17 protein-coding genes and 1 tRNA gene are annotated in these 15,582 nt (G+C 65.6%); 14 read left to right on the top strand and 4 right to left on the bottom strand.

Annotated elements, in window-relative coordinates:
* Positions 1-169: 169 nt before the first annotated feature.
* On the top strand, positions 170-775 hold the full coding sequence (locus Pth03_RS40600; protein ID WP_203949855.1) for an isochorismatase family protein: 606 nt from the start codon (positions 170-172) through the stop codon (positions 773-775).
* A 289-nt stretch (positions 776-1,064) separates the two neighbouring features.
* On the opposite strand, the gene Pth03_RS40595 is transcribed toward Pth03_RS40600, so the two are convergent.
* Positions 1,065-1,679 (bottom strand): peptidase inhibitor family I36 protein, encoded by a 615-nt coding sequence (locus Pth03_RS40595; protein WP_203949854.1) that lies wholly within the window; start codon positions 1,677-1,679, stop codon positions 1,065-1,067.
* A 343-nt stretch (positions 1,680-2,022) separates the two neighbouring features.
* A complete protein-coding gene (locus Pth03_RS40590; RefSeq protein WP_203949853.1) occupies positions 2,023-3,108 on the bottom strand; it encodes a DUF418 domain-containing protein in 1,086 nt (361 codons plus the stop codon).
* A 264-nt stretch (positions 3,109-3,372) separates the two neighbouring features.
* Between Pth03_RS40590 and Pth03_RS40585 the strand changes: the two genes are divergently transcribed.
* The 6 genes from Pth03_RS40585 to Pth03_RS42305 all read left to right on the top strand — a co-directional run bounded on the left by Pth03_RS40585 (position 3,373) and on the right by Pth03_RS42305 (position 6,727).
* Positions 3,373-3,492 (top strand) — tRNA-OTHER (locus tag Pth03_RS40585).
* Positions 3,493-4,007: 515 nt separating this feature from the next.
* On the top strand, positions 4,008-4,319 hold the full coding sequence (locus Pth03_RS42310) for an HAD-IA family hydrolase (protein ID WP_203949857.1): 312 nt from the start codon (positions 4,008-4,010) through the stop codon (positions 4,317-4,319).
* Between the two features lie 485 nt (positions 4,320-4,804).
* Positions 4,805-5,272 carry a DUF417 family protein gene (locus Pth03_RS40575; protein ID WP_203949852.1) on the top strand — a complete coding sequence of 156 codons (468 nt, stop codon included), beginning with the start codon at positions 4,805-4,807 and terminating at the stop codon, positions 5,270-5,272.
* 86 nt (positions 5,273-5,358) lie between these two features.
* Positions 5,359-5,613, top strand: a complete 255-nt coding sequence (locus Pth03_RS40570; protein ID WP_203949851.1) for a RidA family protein — start codon at positions 5,359-5,361, stop codon at positions 5,611-5,613.
* 196 nt (positions 5,614-5,809) lie between these two features.
* On the top strand, positions 5,810-6,526 hold the full coding sequence (locus tag Pth03_RS40565; protein ID WP_203949850.1) for a DNA-3-methyladenine glycosylase family protein: 717 nt from the start codon (positions 5,810-5,812) through the stop codon (positions 6,524-6,526).
* Between the two features lie 72 nt (positions 6,527-6,598).
* Complete coding sequence (locus tag Pth03_RS42305; RefSeq protein ID WP_275413294.1) at positions 6,599-6,727, top strand: hypothetical protein; 129 nt, start codon at positions 6,599-6,601, stop codon at positions 6,725-6,727.
* 22 nt (positions 6,728-6,749) lie between these two features.
* On the opposite strand, the gene Pth03_RS40560 is transcribed toward Pth03_RS42305, so the two are convergent.
* Entirely contained in the window at positions 6,750-7,337 is a 588-nt protein-coding gene (locus Pth03_RS40560) for a uracil-DNA glycosylase family protein (RefSeq protein ID WP_203949849.1), read from the bottom strand.
* Positions 7,338-7,631: 294 nt separating this feature from the next.
* The gene (locus Pth03_RS40555; protein ID WP_203949848.1) at positions 7,632-8,129 is read right to left on the bottom strand and encodes a hypothetical protein; all 498 of its coding nucleotides are present in this window, start codon (positions 8,127-8,129) and stop codon (positions 7,632-7,634) included.
* A gap of 714 nt (positions 8,130-8,843) precedes the next feature.
* Between Pth03_RS40555 and Pth03_RS40550 the strand changes: the two genes are divergently transcribed.
* The 7 genes from Pth03_RS40550 to Pth03_RS42390 form a co-directional block, all read left to right on the top strand.
* Positions 8,844-9,149: a DUF427 domain-containing protein gene (locus Pth03_RS40550; protein ID WP_203949847.1), complete on the top strand. Its 306-nt coding sequence runs from the start codon at positions 8,844-8,846 to the stop codon at positions 9,147-9,149.
* A gap of 255 nt (positions 9,150-9,404) precedes the next feature.
* Positions 9,405-9,854, top strand: coding sequence for an NAD(P)-dependent oxidoreductase (locus Pth03_RS40545; protein WP_239119793.1), 450 nt, complete (start codon positions 9,405-9,407; stop codon positions 9,852-9,854).
* A gap of 331 nt (positions 9,855-10,185) precedes the next feature.
* Positions 10,186-11,979: an FAD-dependent oxidoreductase gene (locus tag Pth03_RS40540; RefSeq protein ID WP_203949846.1), complete on the top strand. Its 1,794-nt coding sequence runs from the start codon at positions 10,186-10,188 to the stop codon at positions 11,977-11,979.
* A 3-nt stretch (positions 11,980-11,982) separates the two neighbouring features.
* Positions 11,983-13,044 (top strand): maleylacetate reductase, encoded by a 1,062-nt coding sequence (locus Pth03_RS40535; RefSeq protein ID WP_203949845.1) that lies wholly within the window; start codon positions 11,983-11,985, stop codon positions 13,042-13,044.
* Between the two features lie 15 nt (positions 13,045-13,059).
* Entirely contained in the window at positions 13,060-13,983 is a 924-nt protein-coding gene (locus Pth03_RS40530; protein ID WP_203949844.1) for a hydroxyquinol 1,2-dioxygenase, read from the top strand.
* Positions 13,984-14,412: 429 nt separating this feature from the next.
* Positions 14,413-15,180 carry an SDR family NAD(P)-dependent oxidoreductase gene (locus Pth03_RS40525; protein WP_203949843.1) on the top strand — a complete coding sequence of 256 codons (768 nt, stop codon included), beginning with the start codon at positions 14,413-14,415 and terminating at the stop codon, positions 15,178-15,180.
* 103 nt (positions 15,181-15,283) lie between these two features.
* Positions 15,284-15,582: peptide-methionine (R)-S-oxide reductase (locus Pth03_RS42390; RefSeq protein ID WP_239119791.1), on the top strand; the 299-nt coding region annotated here is incomplete at its 3' end.

The following is a 15,582-nucleotide window of genomic DNA, read 5'->3' as shown; positions in this document are numbered from 1 at the left end:
GACCTGTGCACCCCGGACAGCTGCGCGGCGCCCTCCACCACCTGACACCCCTCTCAGGCGGCCGGCCGACGGAGTCCTACCCGAAATGTCTTCCCGCCCAGAAGAGAGCTCGGCGGGAGCCAGACGCGAATCCACCCGGGTCCGCTATACCGAATTGGAGTTATAAACCATGTCAAACCTGAAGGCACAGGACAGTGCTCTGATCCTGATCGACCACCAGGTCATCTCGATGGGGTTCATCAAGACCCAGTCGCCCGACATTGCCAAGTTCAACAGCATCACGCTGGTGAAGGCGGCGAAGGTCCTCGACATCCCCAACGTCTGGACCAGCAGCACGGAGGACGACAACCAGGACTGGTGGATGCCCGGGCTGGAGGAAATCAACCCGGAGGCCTACGCGAACCGGATCAAGCGCACCGGCATCATCGACTCCTGGGACGACCCGAACTTCGTGCGGGCCGTCGAGGCCACCGGCCGCCGGACCCTGATCATGGCCGGCACCACCAACGACGGCTGCCTGATCTACACCGCCCTCAGCGCCAAGCAGGCCGGGTACGAGGTCTACGCGGTGCTCGACGCCGGAGGGTCAGTGTTCCAGGTCTCCGACGACGCGGCGCGACTGCGCATGATGCAGGCCGGCGTCATCCTGACCACCACCGCCGCGGTCCTCGGCGAACTCGCCAAGGACTGGGCCACCCCGCATGGCCAGCAGATTCGCCAGATACTGGCCGACAACCTCACGACCACAGTCGGTGGGTTCGGGTTGAAGAAGTAGGAGCGAGCCCGAGCCGACCCGGTGAAGGCATAGATCTGCCTTCACCCCTTCGGCGAACCGGCGCACGGTCATGCCGGGCGGGCAGGGTTCACCGCCTGGCATGAACGGCGCGCCGGAGGGGCTTCGCTATTTGTGGATCATCTCAGCCGCTTCGCAACAGGCCCGTCACCTGCAAGATCAGGTTGTAAATGACTCAGTGAAGCCCCGGGGGCTGAATTTTCCGGGGCTTCGCAAGCTTGACTAACTAGACCTTCGGTATGTACGCAGTGAGTTCAGCAGACGCGGTTCATTAACACCAGACGCGGTCCACGAACACTGCCTTATCGTTCGCCGCGTCTCCGACATAAGAGATCGCCCCAGGGTTGTAGTTGGTGAAGAGGTTCACGTAGTTGATGTCGTAGTAGTCAATCGCGCTGAAGTCAATGCTGTTATCGGCCGAGGATATGCGGTTACCCCAACCATAAGTTCTGAGATCCTGCCAGCCACAGTCCGAAAGCTTGCCTCGTGGGTAGCCAAAATTAATGTCCTGGTAGAAGCAGAACCAGCCGGCCGGGCAGTCAGCGACGCCGAGGGCGCGCTGCCCAGGCAGAGCGTAGGTGACTACGAACTTACCGTTGTTGTACGAAACCTCGTTGATGCTCGTCTGCTTGCCCCCCGGGGCAATCTTCATCTGAAGTGCGATCTGGTCGCGTAACTCCGCATCCGAACGGGCCTGCCGGCTCAGCAGAGACGGCACGCCCGTTGAGCCGGTCGATGCCGATGACATGGCTACCGAGGCAGGAGAAGAAGCTGCCGATGCCGCCGTCGCCGCTGTGGCCGGTGCCGTGAACGCGACCGCCGATGCAGCGGCGAGTGCCGCACTTACCGACAGGCCGATACGCGCGACTTGCTTGTTGAGCTTCATTTACCAAGAGCCCTTCAGTGAAGTGGTTCGCGCGTTCTCTGCGCGAATTCCAGCCGAGAGTACCACTTGAGAACTTTGAATTCGATAGCGATCCCATGATGCATTTGACCACATCCGGTCATAGAAGTCATGTTTCGGGTAATCCTTAAGGGCGGCTTGGCACCATGAACCCTTTTTATCCTCTGGCAGGCGTCTGCTGGTGACAGCATGATCGCGAGCCCGGCGTTCGTCTGAAGACGTAGAGAATCCCCTGGTAGACAAACGGATCACCACAATCAGCACCGTCACCACCAGGGGCTTGGGATGCTGTTCTACCGTGCCGCGCGGGCCGGTCCCGAGCTCATCACGTCCTGGCCCGGCTGAGGGGCGGGCGGTGGGCCCAGGTGGCCCAGCGCCAGAGCCACTCGATGGGGCCCTGGCGATATCGGCGCAGCCAGAGTGTGGAGAACAGCCACTGGGCCGCGAGGATGGCTCCCGCGGCCAGGTACGCCGCCGTCAAGGATTGGCCGATCGGCAGGCCGAGGCCGTGGCTGGCCGCCAGAACGAGGAGTGTGGCGGTCAGATAGTTGGTCAGTGCCATCCGGCCCAATGGCGCAAAGACGGCCTGCAGAGCCGGTCGCAGCGGCGTTCTGAACAGGACCAGTAGGGCACATACGTACACACCGGCGAGCAGCAGATCGGCCAGGCTGGACGTGAAAGACGACTGCGTCGCGCCTGCCCCGGTTTGCGCGTTGGCCTGTACCCACCGGGCAGAGGCCACCCCGGCCGCGAAGACCAGGCCCAGCAGGACCGGCCCTCGGGTGGACCGGTCGATCTTCTCGACTACCCCGTATCGGACCAGTGTCGAGCCCAGCAGGAACAGTCCGGCGATCAGCAGGGGCCCGCCCCCGCCGAAGAACAGCGCCGCCGGGACGAGCGCGGCGGCGAGGCCGGCCACGGCCCACCGCGGCAGCCAGGTCGAGGGCAGCAGCACCAGCATGCCGACGATGGCGTACTTGGTCAGGATTTCGCCCGGCCACAGCAGCATGTGCACGAGGCCGATCGCGAGCAGTGCCAGAAGCCGGCGCAGCAGGACCAGCCGTGGGCGGGGGACGCGGTTCACGGCGGAATCCAGCAGCAGCGAGAACCCGATACCGAACAGCAGGGAGAAGGTCGGGAGCCCGAGCCAGGGGTCCCAGTCGCCCATGGGCAGCGTCACGACGGCGGTGCCGTGGTTGGCTATCAGCTGGATGTTGGCGAGCAGGATCTCGCACAGCGTGAGCCCGCGCAGCACGTCGAGCGCGATGATTCGGGGCGGACTGAGCGCAGCGGTCCGGGGTGTGCCGGAGGCGGGTGCGGCGGTGGCGGGTCCGTCGTGCGGGAGACGGGCGCTGGGATGGCTGGTTGGACCCTTGGGGTGCGGATCCTGGGGGAGATCTTCGCGTGGCATGCCTCATCGTGCAGGGCCGCCCCGGGGGGACGGCACCGGTCGAAAGAAGGGTTCACGGCGTGCACGATCGTACTTTCGGCCGGTTCATCGGGCGAGGGCGGGCGCCTGGCCATACTTCGACCCGAAGTTGGTAACCCCACTCAATGACGTCTCAGATGGGGACGCCCAAGCCTCCTGGCAGTAAGGCGTGGCGACGCCGATAGGGGAGCGAGACGGCGTGTGTACCCGTCAATACGTGGGGACCACATGGGGACCACACGTCATGCGCGTAGCCGCGCTAGACGTTGTGCATGGCTACCTGAAGGCGGTTGAGCTGCAAAAAGACCTAAACCTACTTCCTGGGGGTCAAGGGGTCGCAGGTTCAAATCCTGTCGTCCCGGCGCTGTCTTAGCAGGTCAGGGCCACAGTATCCGAGATCGGATGCTGTGGCTTTTTTCTTTCTGTCACCGTGATGTCATCAAAGCCTGCCGTCCCGGTGGCTGTCGTCCGGTGACAGATGTCTGTCCAGAGTGTCGGCGCATTCGCCGGTCTCGTGGTTCGTCGTGCGCGCGGTGTTCAAACGGAAGCGAATCTACGTTGTAAAGGACGCGGCACTGGCCACTGGCAAGCTGCGAAGGCGGGTTGGACGCTATGGTCGGCTGGCCGGTTAGTTCACACCGAAGAGGTCACTGGTTCGATCCCAGTATCGCCCACCATGTTTCCCCATTTCAGAGGCCAGGGTCCGCGCTAGCGATCTTGGCCTTGCTTCGTTTGGGCCGTAGGACCAGCCGTCACCCACCGCACTGGACCGTCAGTGAGCCACCCTCTCCGGCACCTGGTCGCTCGGGGAGGATGCATGACCGCTGTGTTCAGCTGGAATGACGACCGCGCCGAGAAGATCCGGGTAGCAAGTTGGCCGCCTGCCTTCGCAAGGCGGTCTCGCACAGTTCTTCGAGCGGCAGTTCACGGTCGAGACCGTCCGCGCCCACAAGCCCGCCCCGCAGGTCTACCACCTGGCCGCCCAGGTCGTGGCGGTGCCGCCATCCGCCTGCTTCATGGTTGCCTGCCATGTCTGGGACACCGTGGGCGCCCAGAGCGCCAGCTACACCGCGGGCTTGATCACCCGGCCGGGCAACGCGCCTCTGCCCGTCGCCTCGCTGCCCCAGCCCAATCTCGTCGCACCGGACCTGCCTGGCCTGGCCGACCAGCTCATCCAGCGATGGCGTTCGTAGGCCACGTACGCACGGATGTGCCGAAATACGTGTCCACCGCCGATAACGGGCGCGTGCGAGCGGCCCGTCACCGATTGACCAGGCGTCGCACCGCAGAAGGTAGCGATCACACAAGCCGGGTATACGTCGAAACACGCCTCGCCGCCCGCTGGCGACGCGACACGAGGCACGGAACACTTCGATGTCTGCCGAAACTATCGGGTCCTAACCTGAATGTGTGGGCGGCGGCTTATCACCAGGGCTGTGGCTCGCATCTTGATCGACGCGGGTGTGTCCAGTCGAGCGGCACAGCCGCGCAGATGCATTTGCCGTGCACGTTCGAGACACCGCCAGAGCGAAGAGCCGACCGAATGTCGGTCAGGTTCACGACGGGTCGAAGTGAACGCTGCGCGTTACTTTCCGACACTCCGGCGGAACTGGGCACAGTGAGCACGAGACTTGCCTCGGAGTCGCCCAGGAAACCCATTGCGAAGGGAGATCGCAGCATGGGAGGACGAGACACCACAACCCAGAACCTGCAAACCGCGGGAGCCGCGACGCTCCGATTCGGACTGGTACTCAACCTGCTGTTGATCGGACGGCTCAAGTTCGAGGACTACGAAGTGGACAACATCCGCCCAATGATCGTCTCCAGCCCGCCGTTCGCGCGCCTTGCCACCAGGTACGGCGAGCGGCGGCTGGCCCGGCTCATCGGCATCAGCGAGATCCTGTTCGGATCACTAATCGCGGCCAGGCCTTTCGCTCCCAGAGCGTCTGCGCTCGGCAGTCTGGCAGCCGCAGGGATGTTCGCTACCACCCTCAGCTTCCTGGTCACCACACCAGAGGCGTGGCAGGAGAAGCGCAGGGAACCGAAGCTGTCCCTTGTCGGCCAATTCCTGATCAAGGACATCGTGCTGCTGGGGGCCGCCCTGGTCACGGCGGCAGAGGCGTTGCGAGAGGCCAGGCGCTCGTAATCCCACTCCCGTCGGTCCTATCGCAGGCTCGCACCCTCGATACCGACGACGTAGACGATTAAGACGCCGGGAGTTGCGAGTAACCGGTGGAGGGCGCCTCGATCGAGCGCCAGACCGAACTCGTCCTGGAGCAGATGAAGCTCTGTCTAGAGACGGTGGGATCGTCCCTGGACGACGTGCTCAAATCCAACGTGTACTGCACATCCGTCGACAAGTTCGCCGCGGTCAACGCCGTATACAGCCGGTACTTCCCCAGTGATCCACCCGCGCGGATCTTCGTGTGCGTTCCCGCATGGCCCGGCCCCTTCGACATCGAAATCGACTGCGTCGCCGCCGCTTGACCTCTTGCGCGGGGCTGGGAATGTGCAGAGGCCGCGAGAAGGCGGGACCTTGTCGACATCAAAAGTGGCCCCGAGGCGCCCGGCTCGACGATGGACGCCTCGAATTGCCTTCCACACACTGCCGGCCACGGTGTTCGCACCCGCGGCCCGTGCCTGTCGGGCCGGTGATCAGAGGCGCAGCACGATGGGAGTCATCATGAACAGCGATTATGGGCGCCGGTACCGGATCCTCGCCGATCGTGATCCGGTCCTCGCGCGTTTGGTCGAGGAGTACGGTCATCCGGACCCTTTCGAATGGCATGACGGCGGCCGTACCGGGTCGAGCAATTTCGCGGCGATGACGCTGCATATCGTCGGGCAGCAGATCTCCGCCGTCGTGGCGTTCGTCGTTTTTGACCGGATCGCGGCCGCGGTCGGCGGTGTCCCCACACCCGACGGCGTCATCTCGTTGGGGGCTGACCGGTTGCGCGAGTGCGGGTTGTCACGTGCGAAGGCGGCATATGTGCTCGACTTTGCCCACAGGCAGGTGAGCGGGCTCATCGACATTGAGGACATGGCCGACCTGGACGACAGCGCGGCGATAGCCGTGCTGACCGCGGTGAAAGGCATCGGATTGTGGTCAGCACAGACGTTCCTCATCCACCAGTTCCACCGCAGCGACATCCTGCCCGCCGGCGACGTCGGCATCCGTCGCGCCATCGCCAAGGCGTGGCCGCTCAAGGAACTGCCCACCGTGGAGGACGTGCGGAAAATGGCGACCGCATGGGCGCCCTACCGGACGTATGCGGCCACGCTCCTATGGAGATCCCTGCGACCCGCAAACGAGCTGTCCGACCCCAAAGCCCGCGCCCTGAGCCGGGAAGCAGCACTCGGAGCCGTGGAGCAGGCACATGAGGAACATGGATTGGCATGAGCCGCTCGTGGAAGCGACCCACGGCCATCCCGTCGCGGCCGCTGCCGGCTAGCAGGGAACGAGGCTCACCCAATGCCTGGCCTACGGCAGCCGACCTACCTGCTGCGCCAGGCCATCGAGCGCGGCCACGCACAGGACTACCTGAAGACCGCCGAGCATTCGGCGGCTCTCGACCGCGCAGGTCTGAGACGGCCCGGTTGAACTCGCGGTCTTGGGTCGCCAGTTACGCCAGGGCCGCTCGCACGCACCGACGTAGCTGGGGGAGGACCTCTGCCTCATACCAGGGGTTCTTCGCAAGCCATCGAAAGTTGAGCGGGGACGGATGCACTAGCGGCAGGACTGCCGGGAGATAGTCCGCGAACCGTCGAACTGTCTCCGTGAGCGACTCGCGAGTGCCTAGGTAGTGCTGTTGCGCATAGCTGCCGATGAGCAGCGTCAGCTGAATGTGGGGCATCGACTGGAGGATCCGCGGGTGCCATCGGGCTGCGAAGCCTTGGCGGGGAGGAAGGTCACCGTGCGGCCCCTTGCCGGGGTAGTAGAAGTCCATCGGCAGGAGGGCGAAGCGTGATGGGTCGCGGAACGTTGTCTCGTCGACTCCGAGCCAGTCGATGAGACGGGCTCCACTTGCGTCGTTCCACGGGATGCCCGACTCCTGTGCCTTGCGTCCGGGCGCCTGTCCCACAATCGCTATGCGTGCCGCGGCGTCGGCAACGTATAGCGGCTGGTAGTTCGCCGCTGCAGCCCAGGCATTGTCGGGATCCGCGGTGATCTCGGAACGAATACGCTCAAGGTCGGATGCTGTTCCCGACATGCTCCTCCTCGGGTCGGATGGTGCTCTGCTCGCTCAGACGATCTGCATCTGGAGAGTAAGGCCCGGTGCATGTGGCTGCGCTTCTGACGGGAGGGCGCCGCCCCCGGCGTAGCCGCCAGATGGGCTCTCTTGGCTCACCGGGGCACGCCCTGCGCCGTTGACTCGGCACCGTGCAGGTGCTCGTCGAGACGGCCACGGACGTGGTTCCGGGCGCGTGCCAAGGGGCTGTTGCCGAGAGCTCGTCGAGTCCGAGTGCCTGCGCTGAGCCGGCCAGCGCGGCACCACTGGTTCGGGCTATCGATCCACCCGTCGATCCTGTCTTCGCCTGGGCAGAAGAGCTCGGGCAGCCGCGGTGACGTCGACGGCGGGCGTTGTACGGCCGTCCAGCCGCATCTGGGCATCATTGAGTGCGTTCATGATTTTGGTCAGCTCGACGATCCCTCGTGGGCGGGAATCTCTGCGGTGTTGGGCAAGGCCCACTTCCAGCGATCGCTGGGCAAGGTCCTCGGCGTTTGCAGGGTCAAGCAGTCCGGCACGCATGAGGAGAGCACTTCGCAAGGCCTCGGCGCCCTCTCCTGCCACCGGCATCGCGTCGTCGGCCAGGGCGTTCTGGATGCCGCCGGGACCAGAGTGCCGTCCAAGGAGCTCGCGAGTCGTGGCGATCTGTGAGACATACGACGCGTAGTCGGGGCAGTTAGCCAGATGGGCGGCCAACGAATCCTGAAGGTGCTCAGGTGCCAGTCCGAGATCGCCGCCGAATCGCACCACGTCGGAACATCTGCCATCAGCCATGGGGGTCACCTTCTCGGTTCGCCTGGTCGCACCCAGACACGGCCGGCCAGGGCGTTGATCGACGGCAATTTTCTCTCGGCCACCTCGTCGGAGTCTGGTCTATATAGTCCAAGTTCCGCAATCTAACACGCTCGTAACGGCCCCTCTCATGGTTGATCGGGGTGAGAAACTGCGACTGCAGTGCGTTCGACGGACTGTGTGCGCGTTGACACCGGTTGCAGCTGAACCCCATATTGGACGAAATAGTCCACCATAAGGTTGCTGCCGTCATCGACCCGACCGTGAGACGCACACCACTGGAGACGGTTGGGTCTGGAAGAGAGCTAAGGGTGACAATCTCGCGTGGCTTCGCGGCCCTCGCGACCTCATGTACGGGCCTGAACTGGAAGAGAGTCGGCCGAGCTGCTCACCCCAGGTCCCGTCTAACCGCGACCGCCGGCTGGCCAACGCGATGAGCTCACTCCTCCTCCGCCGGCTGCGTGTTCTCAGGACACGGGTAAGAAGGAGAGCCCTTCCCGATACCAACGTCTAGTTGAATGCGCAAGCAGACTCTGACTGCACCAACTCGAGCGCCCGGCTACGGCCCGTCGCCTCCGCCGGTGGTCTCGACTGGGAGAGGCTATCGAGGGGTGCGGGGTGGGTGCTTCCCGGTGCCCACTCGGCCAGTCACGAGGGCGAATGTGGCCAGCCAAAGGATCGATGAGGGGAAACGGAATGAAGGCAGTGGTTGGGGAGACCGTCGTGGCAGAGGCTGCGAACGAGGCGGTAGTCAGGATTGAGGGGAATGCTTACTTCCCGCCGGACTCAGTTGTGGCCGGCGTGCTCCGCGACAGCCCAACGCCCTACACCTGTCCCTGGAAGGGGAGGGCGCAGTATCACGACATCCTGGTCGGCGAGACGGTGCTCAGGGACGGGGCTTGGTCCTACCCGGACATCAACGAGTCGGCGGCGGCCCGAGTTGGCCGCGACTTCAGTGGCTATGTCGCTTTCGATGGGCGCCAGGTTCGGATCGAGATCTGACCAATCACGCCGATGACCGAACAGCAGATTCGACAGACGAACCTCCAAGATCTCGCCCAGGAGATCCTCGCGACGCCTGCGAAGGCCGCGATCTTCTTGACCGTGAACGGTCAACGGGGGCTGCGAAGAGCAAGTTGTTGCCCCGTATCGAGCGGTTAGGGGTGCTCCAGGTGCTCAGCTCCGGGCACGACTACCTGGAGCCGTCGCCACGGCGCGCGGGGTGCACAGCGAGAGCACGGCCGCCGTGTCGTGCGGGTGGCGCGGACGGCTCGCGACGGCATGGACGGCCGCGTGCGCGCCGTCGCGGAACTGCATGAACTCCTCCCCGGCGCTGACGCCGTGGTGTTGTGCGTACCGCTGACGGATGACACACGTGATCAGATGAACGCCTCCCGGCTGGCCCTGATGAAGGACGGAGCCGTTCTGGTCAACGTGGGCAGAGGGGAACTGGTCGACGCGCAGGCGCTCGTGCGAGAGGTACAGCATGGGCGGCTGCGCGCCGCCCTGGACGTGACCGCACCGGAACCCCTGCCCCACGACCACCCGCTGTGGGACCTGCCCGGGGTCGTGATCACACCCCACATCGGAGCGTTCACCCATGCCTTCACCCGTACGTCGCTGGACTTCATCCTGCGTCAGCTGCGCGATTACGCGCGTGGCGAGACGCCGGCCAACGTCCTTGCCCGCATGGCCGACGCACGGTGATCGGCCGCTCGCAGATGAAGATCGCATCCTTGATCTGGGGACGCCGCCACCTCGGCGGGAGGCTCGCCCGCCCCTCCGCCGTCCCGAACGCCGTCGGCCATCGCCCGTCCCCACAACGTATCGGCGTCGTCGTGCACCGACATGGCGGCGTACAACATGTCGATGTGGCCCGATGCCTCTCGTTGCCGAACAGCTCCAGGGCCGCGCGAATGATGTCGTTGCGTGTGTCCGCGGCGTCCTCTTCTCGGCGGGGGAGCGGTACGTACGGGTGCTCATGATCACGCTCTGTGTCACAGAGATCAATTCGATCCAATAGCTATGGAAGGCGCAGATGGAAGCATTCGATGACGGGATCAAGGAAACCGAACTGCCGTCGGGCGGGATCGCCGAGACCGACGTGCTCGTCGTGGGCTCGGGTCCGAGCGGGGCGTCGGCCGCGCTCGCGCTGTCGACGTACGGCATCCCGAACATCATGATCACCAAGTACCGCTGGACGGCCAACACCCCCCGATCGCACATCACGAACCAGCGCGCGATGGAGTTCTTCCGCGACATGGGCATCGAGGAGGAGATCAAAGCCGTATCGACCCCGCACGACCTCATGGGCGACACGGTGTTCTGCTCCTCCATCGCGGGCGAGGAGTTCGGGCGCATCCGCACATGGGGCACTGGCCCGCAGCGCAAGGGTGACTACGTTGCGGGGTCCCCGACTCTCAACTGCGACGTGCCACAGAACTACCTCGAGCCGGTGCTTGTGAGCAATGCCACCAAACGTGGCACCCAGACCCGCTACTCCAGCGAGTACGTCTCACATGTGCAGGACGCCGCCGGCGTCACGACCACCGTGCTCGATCGCGTCACCGGCGTGCACTACAAGATTCGCTCCAAGTACTTGATCGGTTCCGACGGTGCGCGCTCGAAGGTCGCCGCGGACATCGACCTGCCGTTCGAGGGTCAGATGGACGTCGCGGGCTCGATGAACATCACTTTCAAAGCCGATCTCACGGAGTTCGTCGGCCACCGGCCGTCGGTGCTCTACTGGGTCGTCCAGCCCGGCGCGAACGTCGGCGGCATCGGCGCGGGCCTCGTACGGATGGTCCGCCCGTGGAACGAGTGGCTGATCGTCTGGGGCTACGACATCTCCCAGCCGCCGCCCGAGGTCGACAACGCCGCCGCGCTGGAGGTCGTACGCTCGCTGCTCGGGATGCCCGACCTCGACGCCGAGATCACCGGCACGTCGCTCTGGGGCAACAACGAGATGTACGCCACCCACCTGCAGAAGGGGCGCGTGTTCTGCACGGGCGACGCGGTTCACCGGCATCCGCCGTCCAACGGCCTCGGCTCGAACACCTCGGTGCAGGATTCCTACAACCTCGCCTGGAAGATCGCCGCGGTGCTCAAGGGATGGGCGGGCGAGGCGCTGCTGGAGACATACTCGGCCGAGCGTGCGCCGGTCGCGAAGCAGATCGTGCTGCGCGCCAACAAGTCCAGCCGTGAGTTCGGCGGCTTCTTCGACGCGCTCGGCGTCACCACCGCGGCGAACGAGGCCGAGATGATCGCCGCGATCGAGGAGCGCAAGCTCAACACCCCGGTCGGCCGCGCCAAGCGTAAGGCTCTGCAGGACGCCATGGAGCTCAAGCACTACGAGTTCAACGCCCACGGCGTCGAGCTCGGGCAGTTCTACCAGTCGGCCGCGGTCGTCTCTGACGGCTCGGTCAAGCCCGCCCCGGCCAGCGACCCCGAGCTCTACTACACGCCCTCGACGGTGCCCGGCTCACCGCTGCCGCACGCGTGGGTCGGCACGATGAAGAAGAAGGTGTCGACACTCGACCTCGCGCCGAGTACCCAGTTCACCCTCTTCACCGGCATCGCAGGTCAGGCGTGGGCGGATGCCGCAGCGGCGGTTGCCGACAAGCTCGGCATCCCGTTGAAGGCCGTCGTCATCGGCCCCGGCCAGGAGGCGACCGACCTCTACTTCGACTGGGCGCGGCTGTGCGAGATCGAGGAGGACGGCGCGCTGCTCGTGCGTCCCGACAAGATCGTGGCCTGGCGCAGCCTGACGATGGTGGACGAGCTCGAGGCGGCGCTGCTCGACTCGCTCCAGAGAATGCTCAGTACGGTGTAAATCATGCCATTGATGTTCGACCATGTGACTTTGGGACAGCGCATCCTGTTCGGCACGGGCGCAGCCGCCGACAATGCGGTTGCGGCGGTGGAGGAACTCGGGGCGCGGCGAATCCTGCTCGTTCACGATGCCTTCGCCATTGCGCTCGCCGACGCCATCGCCGAGCGCGCCCCGGTGGTGCGGCGCATCGATGAGATCGTGCAGCATGTCCCCGTCGAGAACGCCGAGAGGGCGACGGCGGCCGCGGTCGCCGCCGACATCGACGCGATCGTCACTATCGGCGGGGGCTCGGCGACCGGTCTGGCGAAGGCGGTGGCGCTGAGGACCGGCGTCCCGATCGTGGCGATCCCGACGACGTTCGCCGGGTCCGAGGCCACCGATGTGTGGGGGATGACCGAGGGACAGCGCAAGACGACGGGAGTGGACCCCAGGGTGCTGCCGAAGGTCGTCGTCTACGACGCCGCGCTGAGCGTCGGCCTACCCGCGACCTTGGCGGTGGCGTCCGGCCTCAACGCGGTGGCGCACGCCGTCGACGGGTTCTGGGCGCCGCGCGCCGACCCGATCAACCGTGCGCTGGGCACCGAGGGGCTGCGGGCGCTCTTCCCCGGACTGCGCGGCCTGATCGCCGACCCCGGTGACCTCGACGCGCGCGAGCAGACCCTGTACGGCGCCTACCTCGCCGCGGTCGCGTTCGCCTCGGCCGGCTCAGGGCTGCACCACAAGATCTGCCACGCCCTCGGCGGGGCGTTCAACCTGCCGCATGCCGAGACGCACGCGATCGTGCTGCCGTACGTCACCGCGTTCAACGCCCCCTTCGCGCCGGATGCCGCCGAGCGCGTTCAAGAGTTGCTCGGCGTGCAGAACGCCGCGGCCGGTCTCAACGCGCTGCGTGCTGAGCTCGGCGCACCGGCTTCACTCGCCACCATCGGGCTGAAGGAGTCCGATATCCGCCGGGCAGCGGAGCTGGCCCTGCCCGCGGTGCCGCCGTCCAACCCACGACCGGTGACCGTGTCCGACCTGGAAGGCATTCTGCGTGCCGCATGGGTCGGCGAGCAGATCGTATAAAGGAAGCCTGAGACCATGACCGACCAGACTTCGCCCGAGCAGACCTCCCGCGAAGAAGACCTCATCGCCCAAGTTGTGCAGTCGTTTGAGAACACCCCCGACGAGCGCACGAAGTACCTGATGCGGGAGCTCGTGAAGCACCTCCACTCGTACGTGCGCACGGTGCGGCTCACCGAGGCTGAGTGGAACACCGCTATTGAGTTCCTCACCCGCGTCGGCCACATCACCACTCCGCACCGGCAGGAGTTCGTGCTGCTCAGCGACGTGCTCGGTGTCTCCATGCAGACCGTCGCCGTCAACAACGAGATCTACAGGAACGCCACCGAGGCCACCGTGTTCGGCCCCTTCTTCGTCAACGGCGCCCCGCTCATCGAGAACGGCGGCGATATGTCCGGCGGCGCTCCCGGTGAGCCGGCCTGGGTCGAGGGCACCATCAGGGGCGTCGATGGCGAGCCCATCCCTGGCGCCCGCATCGAGGTGTGGGAGGCCGACGCGGAAGGCTTCTACGACGTGCAACACGAGGGCGGCCGCGTCTACGGCCGCGCCCACCTCTTCGCCGACGAGAAAAGCGAGTTCCGGTTCTGGGGGCTTCTCCCGACCCCGTATGCCATCGCGCACGACGGCCCGGTCGGCGACCTGCTCAAGGCCACGGAGCGCAGCCCGTACCGGCCGGCACACCTGCACTTCATGGTCACCGCGCCCGGCTACCGCACCCTCGTCACGCACGTCTTCGTCCGCGGCGATGAACAGCTCGACAAGCCGACCAAGGATGCGGTCTTCGGCGTCAAGGACTCCCTGATCTGCGACTGGTCCCACCACTCCGCCGACGAGCCCACCCCGGACGGACGCGACCTGCAGAGCAAGCCGTGGGCCAGCCTCCACTTCGACGTCGTCCTCGCCCCCGGTCAGGCCGTCGATTACGCCGCCCTCATGGAATAGCGCGACCCGGCCCCTCCTCCTCAGCACCGCAGGTAGAGAGCAACGCCGCACCACCGGCCTGCTGAGGAAGCATCCCGCACCACCGCAACTGCTGCCGCCCACACCACTCTCGATGCCGGGGCCGGCACCTGGCCCGCTCCCCAGACGGCACCATCGTGTGGGGAGACACTCCTGGTTCATCGAGCGAGCCGACGTCTTGGCCGCGGACCGTCAGCGCCCGCGATCGTAGGGGCCTATCCGGCTTCTTCCCCGGGTCGTCTCCGGTCATCCGCGTCGTCGCGTAGCGAGATGCCGGCTGGCCTCTAGACCTCCGACGACCTGGCATGTAAGACCTGCCGCGAGCCTGTCACTCACCAAGACGTACCCAGCAGGATCTCTAGTTCAGACGCCAGCTGCGGCACGAGCCTCATCGCAAAGGAGTGAAGAAGCATGGGTGCTTTCAAAGGCCGCAAACTGATCGCCGTCGGCGGCAGCAGCGGCATGGGACGGCAGAGTGCTGAAGACGTCATCGCGGCCGGCGGCTCGGCCGTCATCATCGGCCGCGACCAGGCCCGCGTGGACGACACTGTCAACACCTTGTCCCAGAACGGGGAGGCATGGGGCATCACTGCCGATCTTGCCAACCGCGACGACGTCAGGCGGGTCCAGGACACGCTGGCGGCCGAGCACGCTGACGCCACCCTCCTGGTGAACTCAGCCGGCTTCTTCATCCCCAAGGCTTTCCTCGACTACGAGGGCGCCGATTATGACGCCTACCTCGAGCTCGCCAGGTCAGCCTTCTTCCTCACCCAGACCGTCACCCGAGGCATGATCAGTGCCGGCGGAGGCGCCATCGTCAACATCGGCTCGATGTGGGCTCACCAAGCCATCGCCGCAACCCCCGCGACCGGTTACTCGATGGGCAAGGCGGCCCTCCATGCGCTCACCCACAACCTGGCCATGGAGCTCGCGGAGCACAAGATCCGCGTCAACGCCGTGGCGCCTGCCGTTGTCGCGTCCCCCTTGTACGAGGCGTTCGTACCCAAGGACCAGTTCGAGGCCACGCTCAACAGCTTCAACGGCTTCCACCCGCTCGGCCGTGTGGGAACGCCCAAGGACATTGCCTCTGCGGTGACTTACCTGCTCTCCGACGATGCCAGCTGGGTCACCGGCGCGATCCTCAACGTCGACGGCGGCGTCATGGCGGGCCGGAATTAGGCCTCAAAGAGATTCCCCGCCACGCGAGGTCCGCGTACAGAGCAGCACGGACTCCTTGGCAAACAACACGAGAAGGCAAACCTCACAGCGAGGAGCTAGAACCATGGCACAGACAAATGAACGCACGCCCGAGGCAGTCGAGCGACTGACGCCACGACCGCGGGCGGTCACCCAGGACGACGTCACCGAGCCGCCCTTGGAAAACGAGTTCCGGAACTCAAAGGAGCCGGGCATCTACGTCGATGTGGTCCCAGGCGAACCCCTCTTCGCGTCGGTCCACAACGCGGACGCCGTCGTACGAACCCGGGTGCGTGTGCCCCTGCGGTTCGGCGACGGGTTCAGCGCGGTGGCCGAGGCCGTATCCTTCCGCGGTCTGGCCGACGACGGCGAGCACGTGGCGCT

The sequence above is a fragment of the Planotetraspora thailandica genome, assembly GCF_016863335.1.
GTDB lineage: Bacteria > Actinomycetota > Actinomycetes > Streptosporangiales > Streptosporangiaceae > Planotetraspora > Planotetraspora thailandica.
Note: the sequence above shows the minus strand (reverse complement) of the source record. Positions and strands in the feature narration are given on the sequence as shown.

Bases quoted from the DNA above. Each gene is read 5' to 3' on its own strand.
- Pth03_RS40600 (WP_203949855.1), top strand. From the start codon at position 170: ATGTCAAACCTGAAGGCACAGGACAGTGCTCTGATCCTGATCGACCAC.
- Pth03_RS40595 (WP_203949854.1), bottom strand. From the start codon at position 1,679: ATGAAGCTCAACAAGCAAGTCGCGCGTATCGGCCTGTCGGTAAGTGCG.
- Pth03_RS40590 (WP_203949853.1), bottom strand. From the start codon at position 3,108: ATGCCACGCGAAGATCTCCCCCAGGATCCGCACCCCAAGGGTCCAACC.
- Pth03_RS40575 (WP_203949852.1), top strand. From the start codon at position 4,805: ATGGGAGGACGAGACACCACAACCCAGAACCTGCAAACCGCGGGAGCC.
- Pth03_RS40565 (WP_203949850.1), top strand. From the start codon at position 5,810: ATGAACAGCGATTATGGGCGCCGGTACCGGATCCTCGCCGATCGTGAT.
- Pth03_RS42305 (WP_275413294.1), top strand. From the start codon at position 6,599: ATGCCTGGCCTACGGCAGCCGACCTACCTGCTGCGCCAGGCCATCGAG.
- Pth03_RS40560 (WP_203949849.1), bottom strand. From the start codon at position 7,337: ATGTCGGGAACAGCATCCGACCTTGAGCGTATTCGTTCCGAGATCACC.
- Pth03_RS40555 (WP_203949848.1), bottom strand. From the start codon at position 8,129: ATGGCTGATGGCAGATGTTCCGACGTGGTGCGATTCGGCGGCGATCTC.
- Pth03_RS40550 (WP_203949847.1), top strand. From the start codon at position 8,844: ATGAAGGCAGTGGTTGGGGAGACCGTCGTGGCAGAGGCTGCGAACGAG.
- Pth03_RS40540 (WP_203949846.1), top strand. From the start codon at position 10,186: ATGGAAGCATTCGATGACGGGATCAAGGAAACCGAACTGCCGTCGGGC.
- Pth03_RS40535 (WP_203949845.1), top strand. From the start codon at position 11,983: ATGCCATTGATGTTCGACCATGTGACTTTGGGACAGCGCATCCTGTTC.
- Pth03_RS40530 (WP_203949844.1), top strand. From the start codon at position 13,060: ATGACCGACCAGACTTCGCCCGAGCAGACCTCCCGCGAAGAAGACCTC.
- Pth03_RS40525 (WP_203949843.1), top strand. From the start codon at position 14,413: ATGGGTGCTTTCAAAGGCCGCAAACTGATCGCCGTCGGCGGCAGCAGC.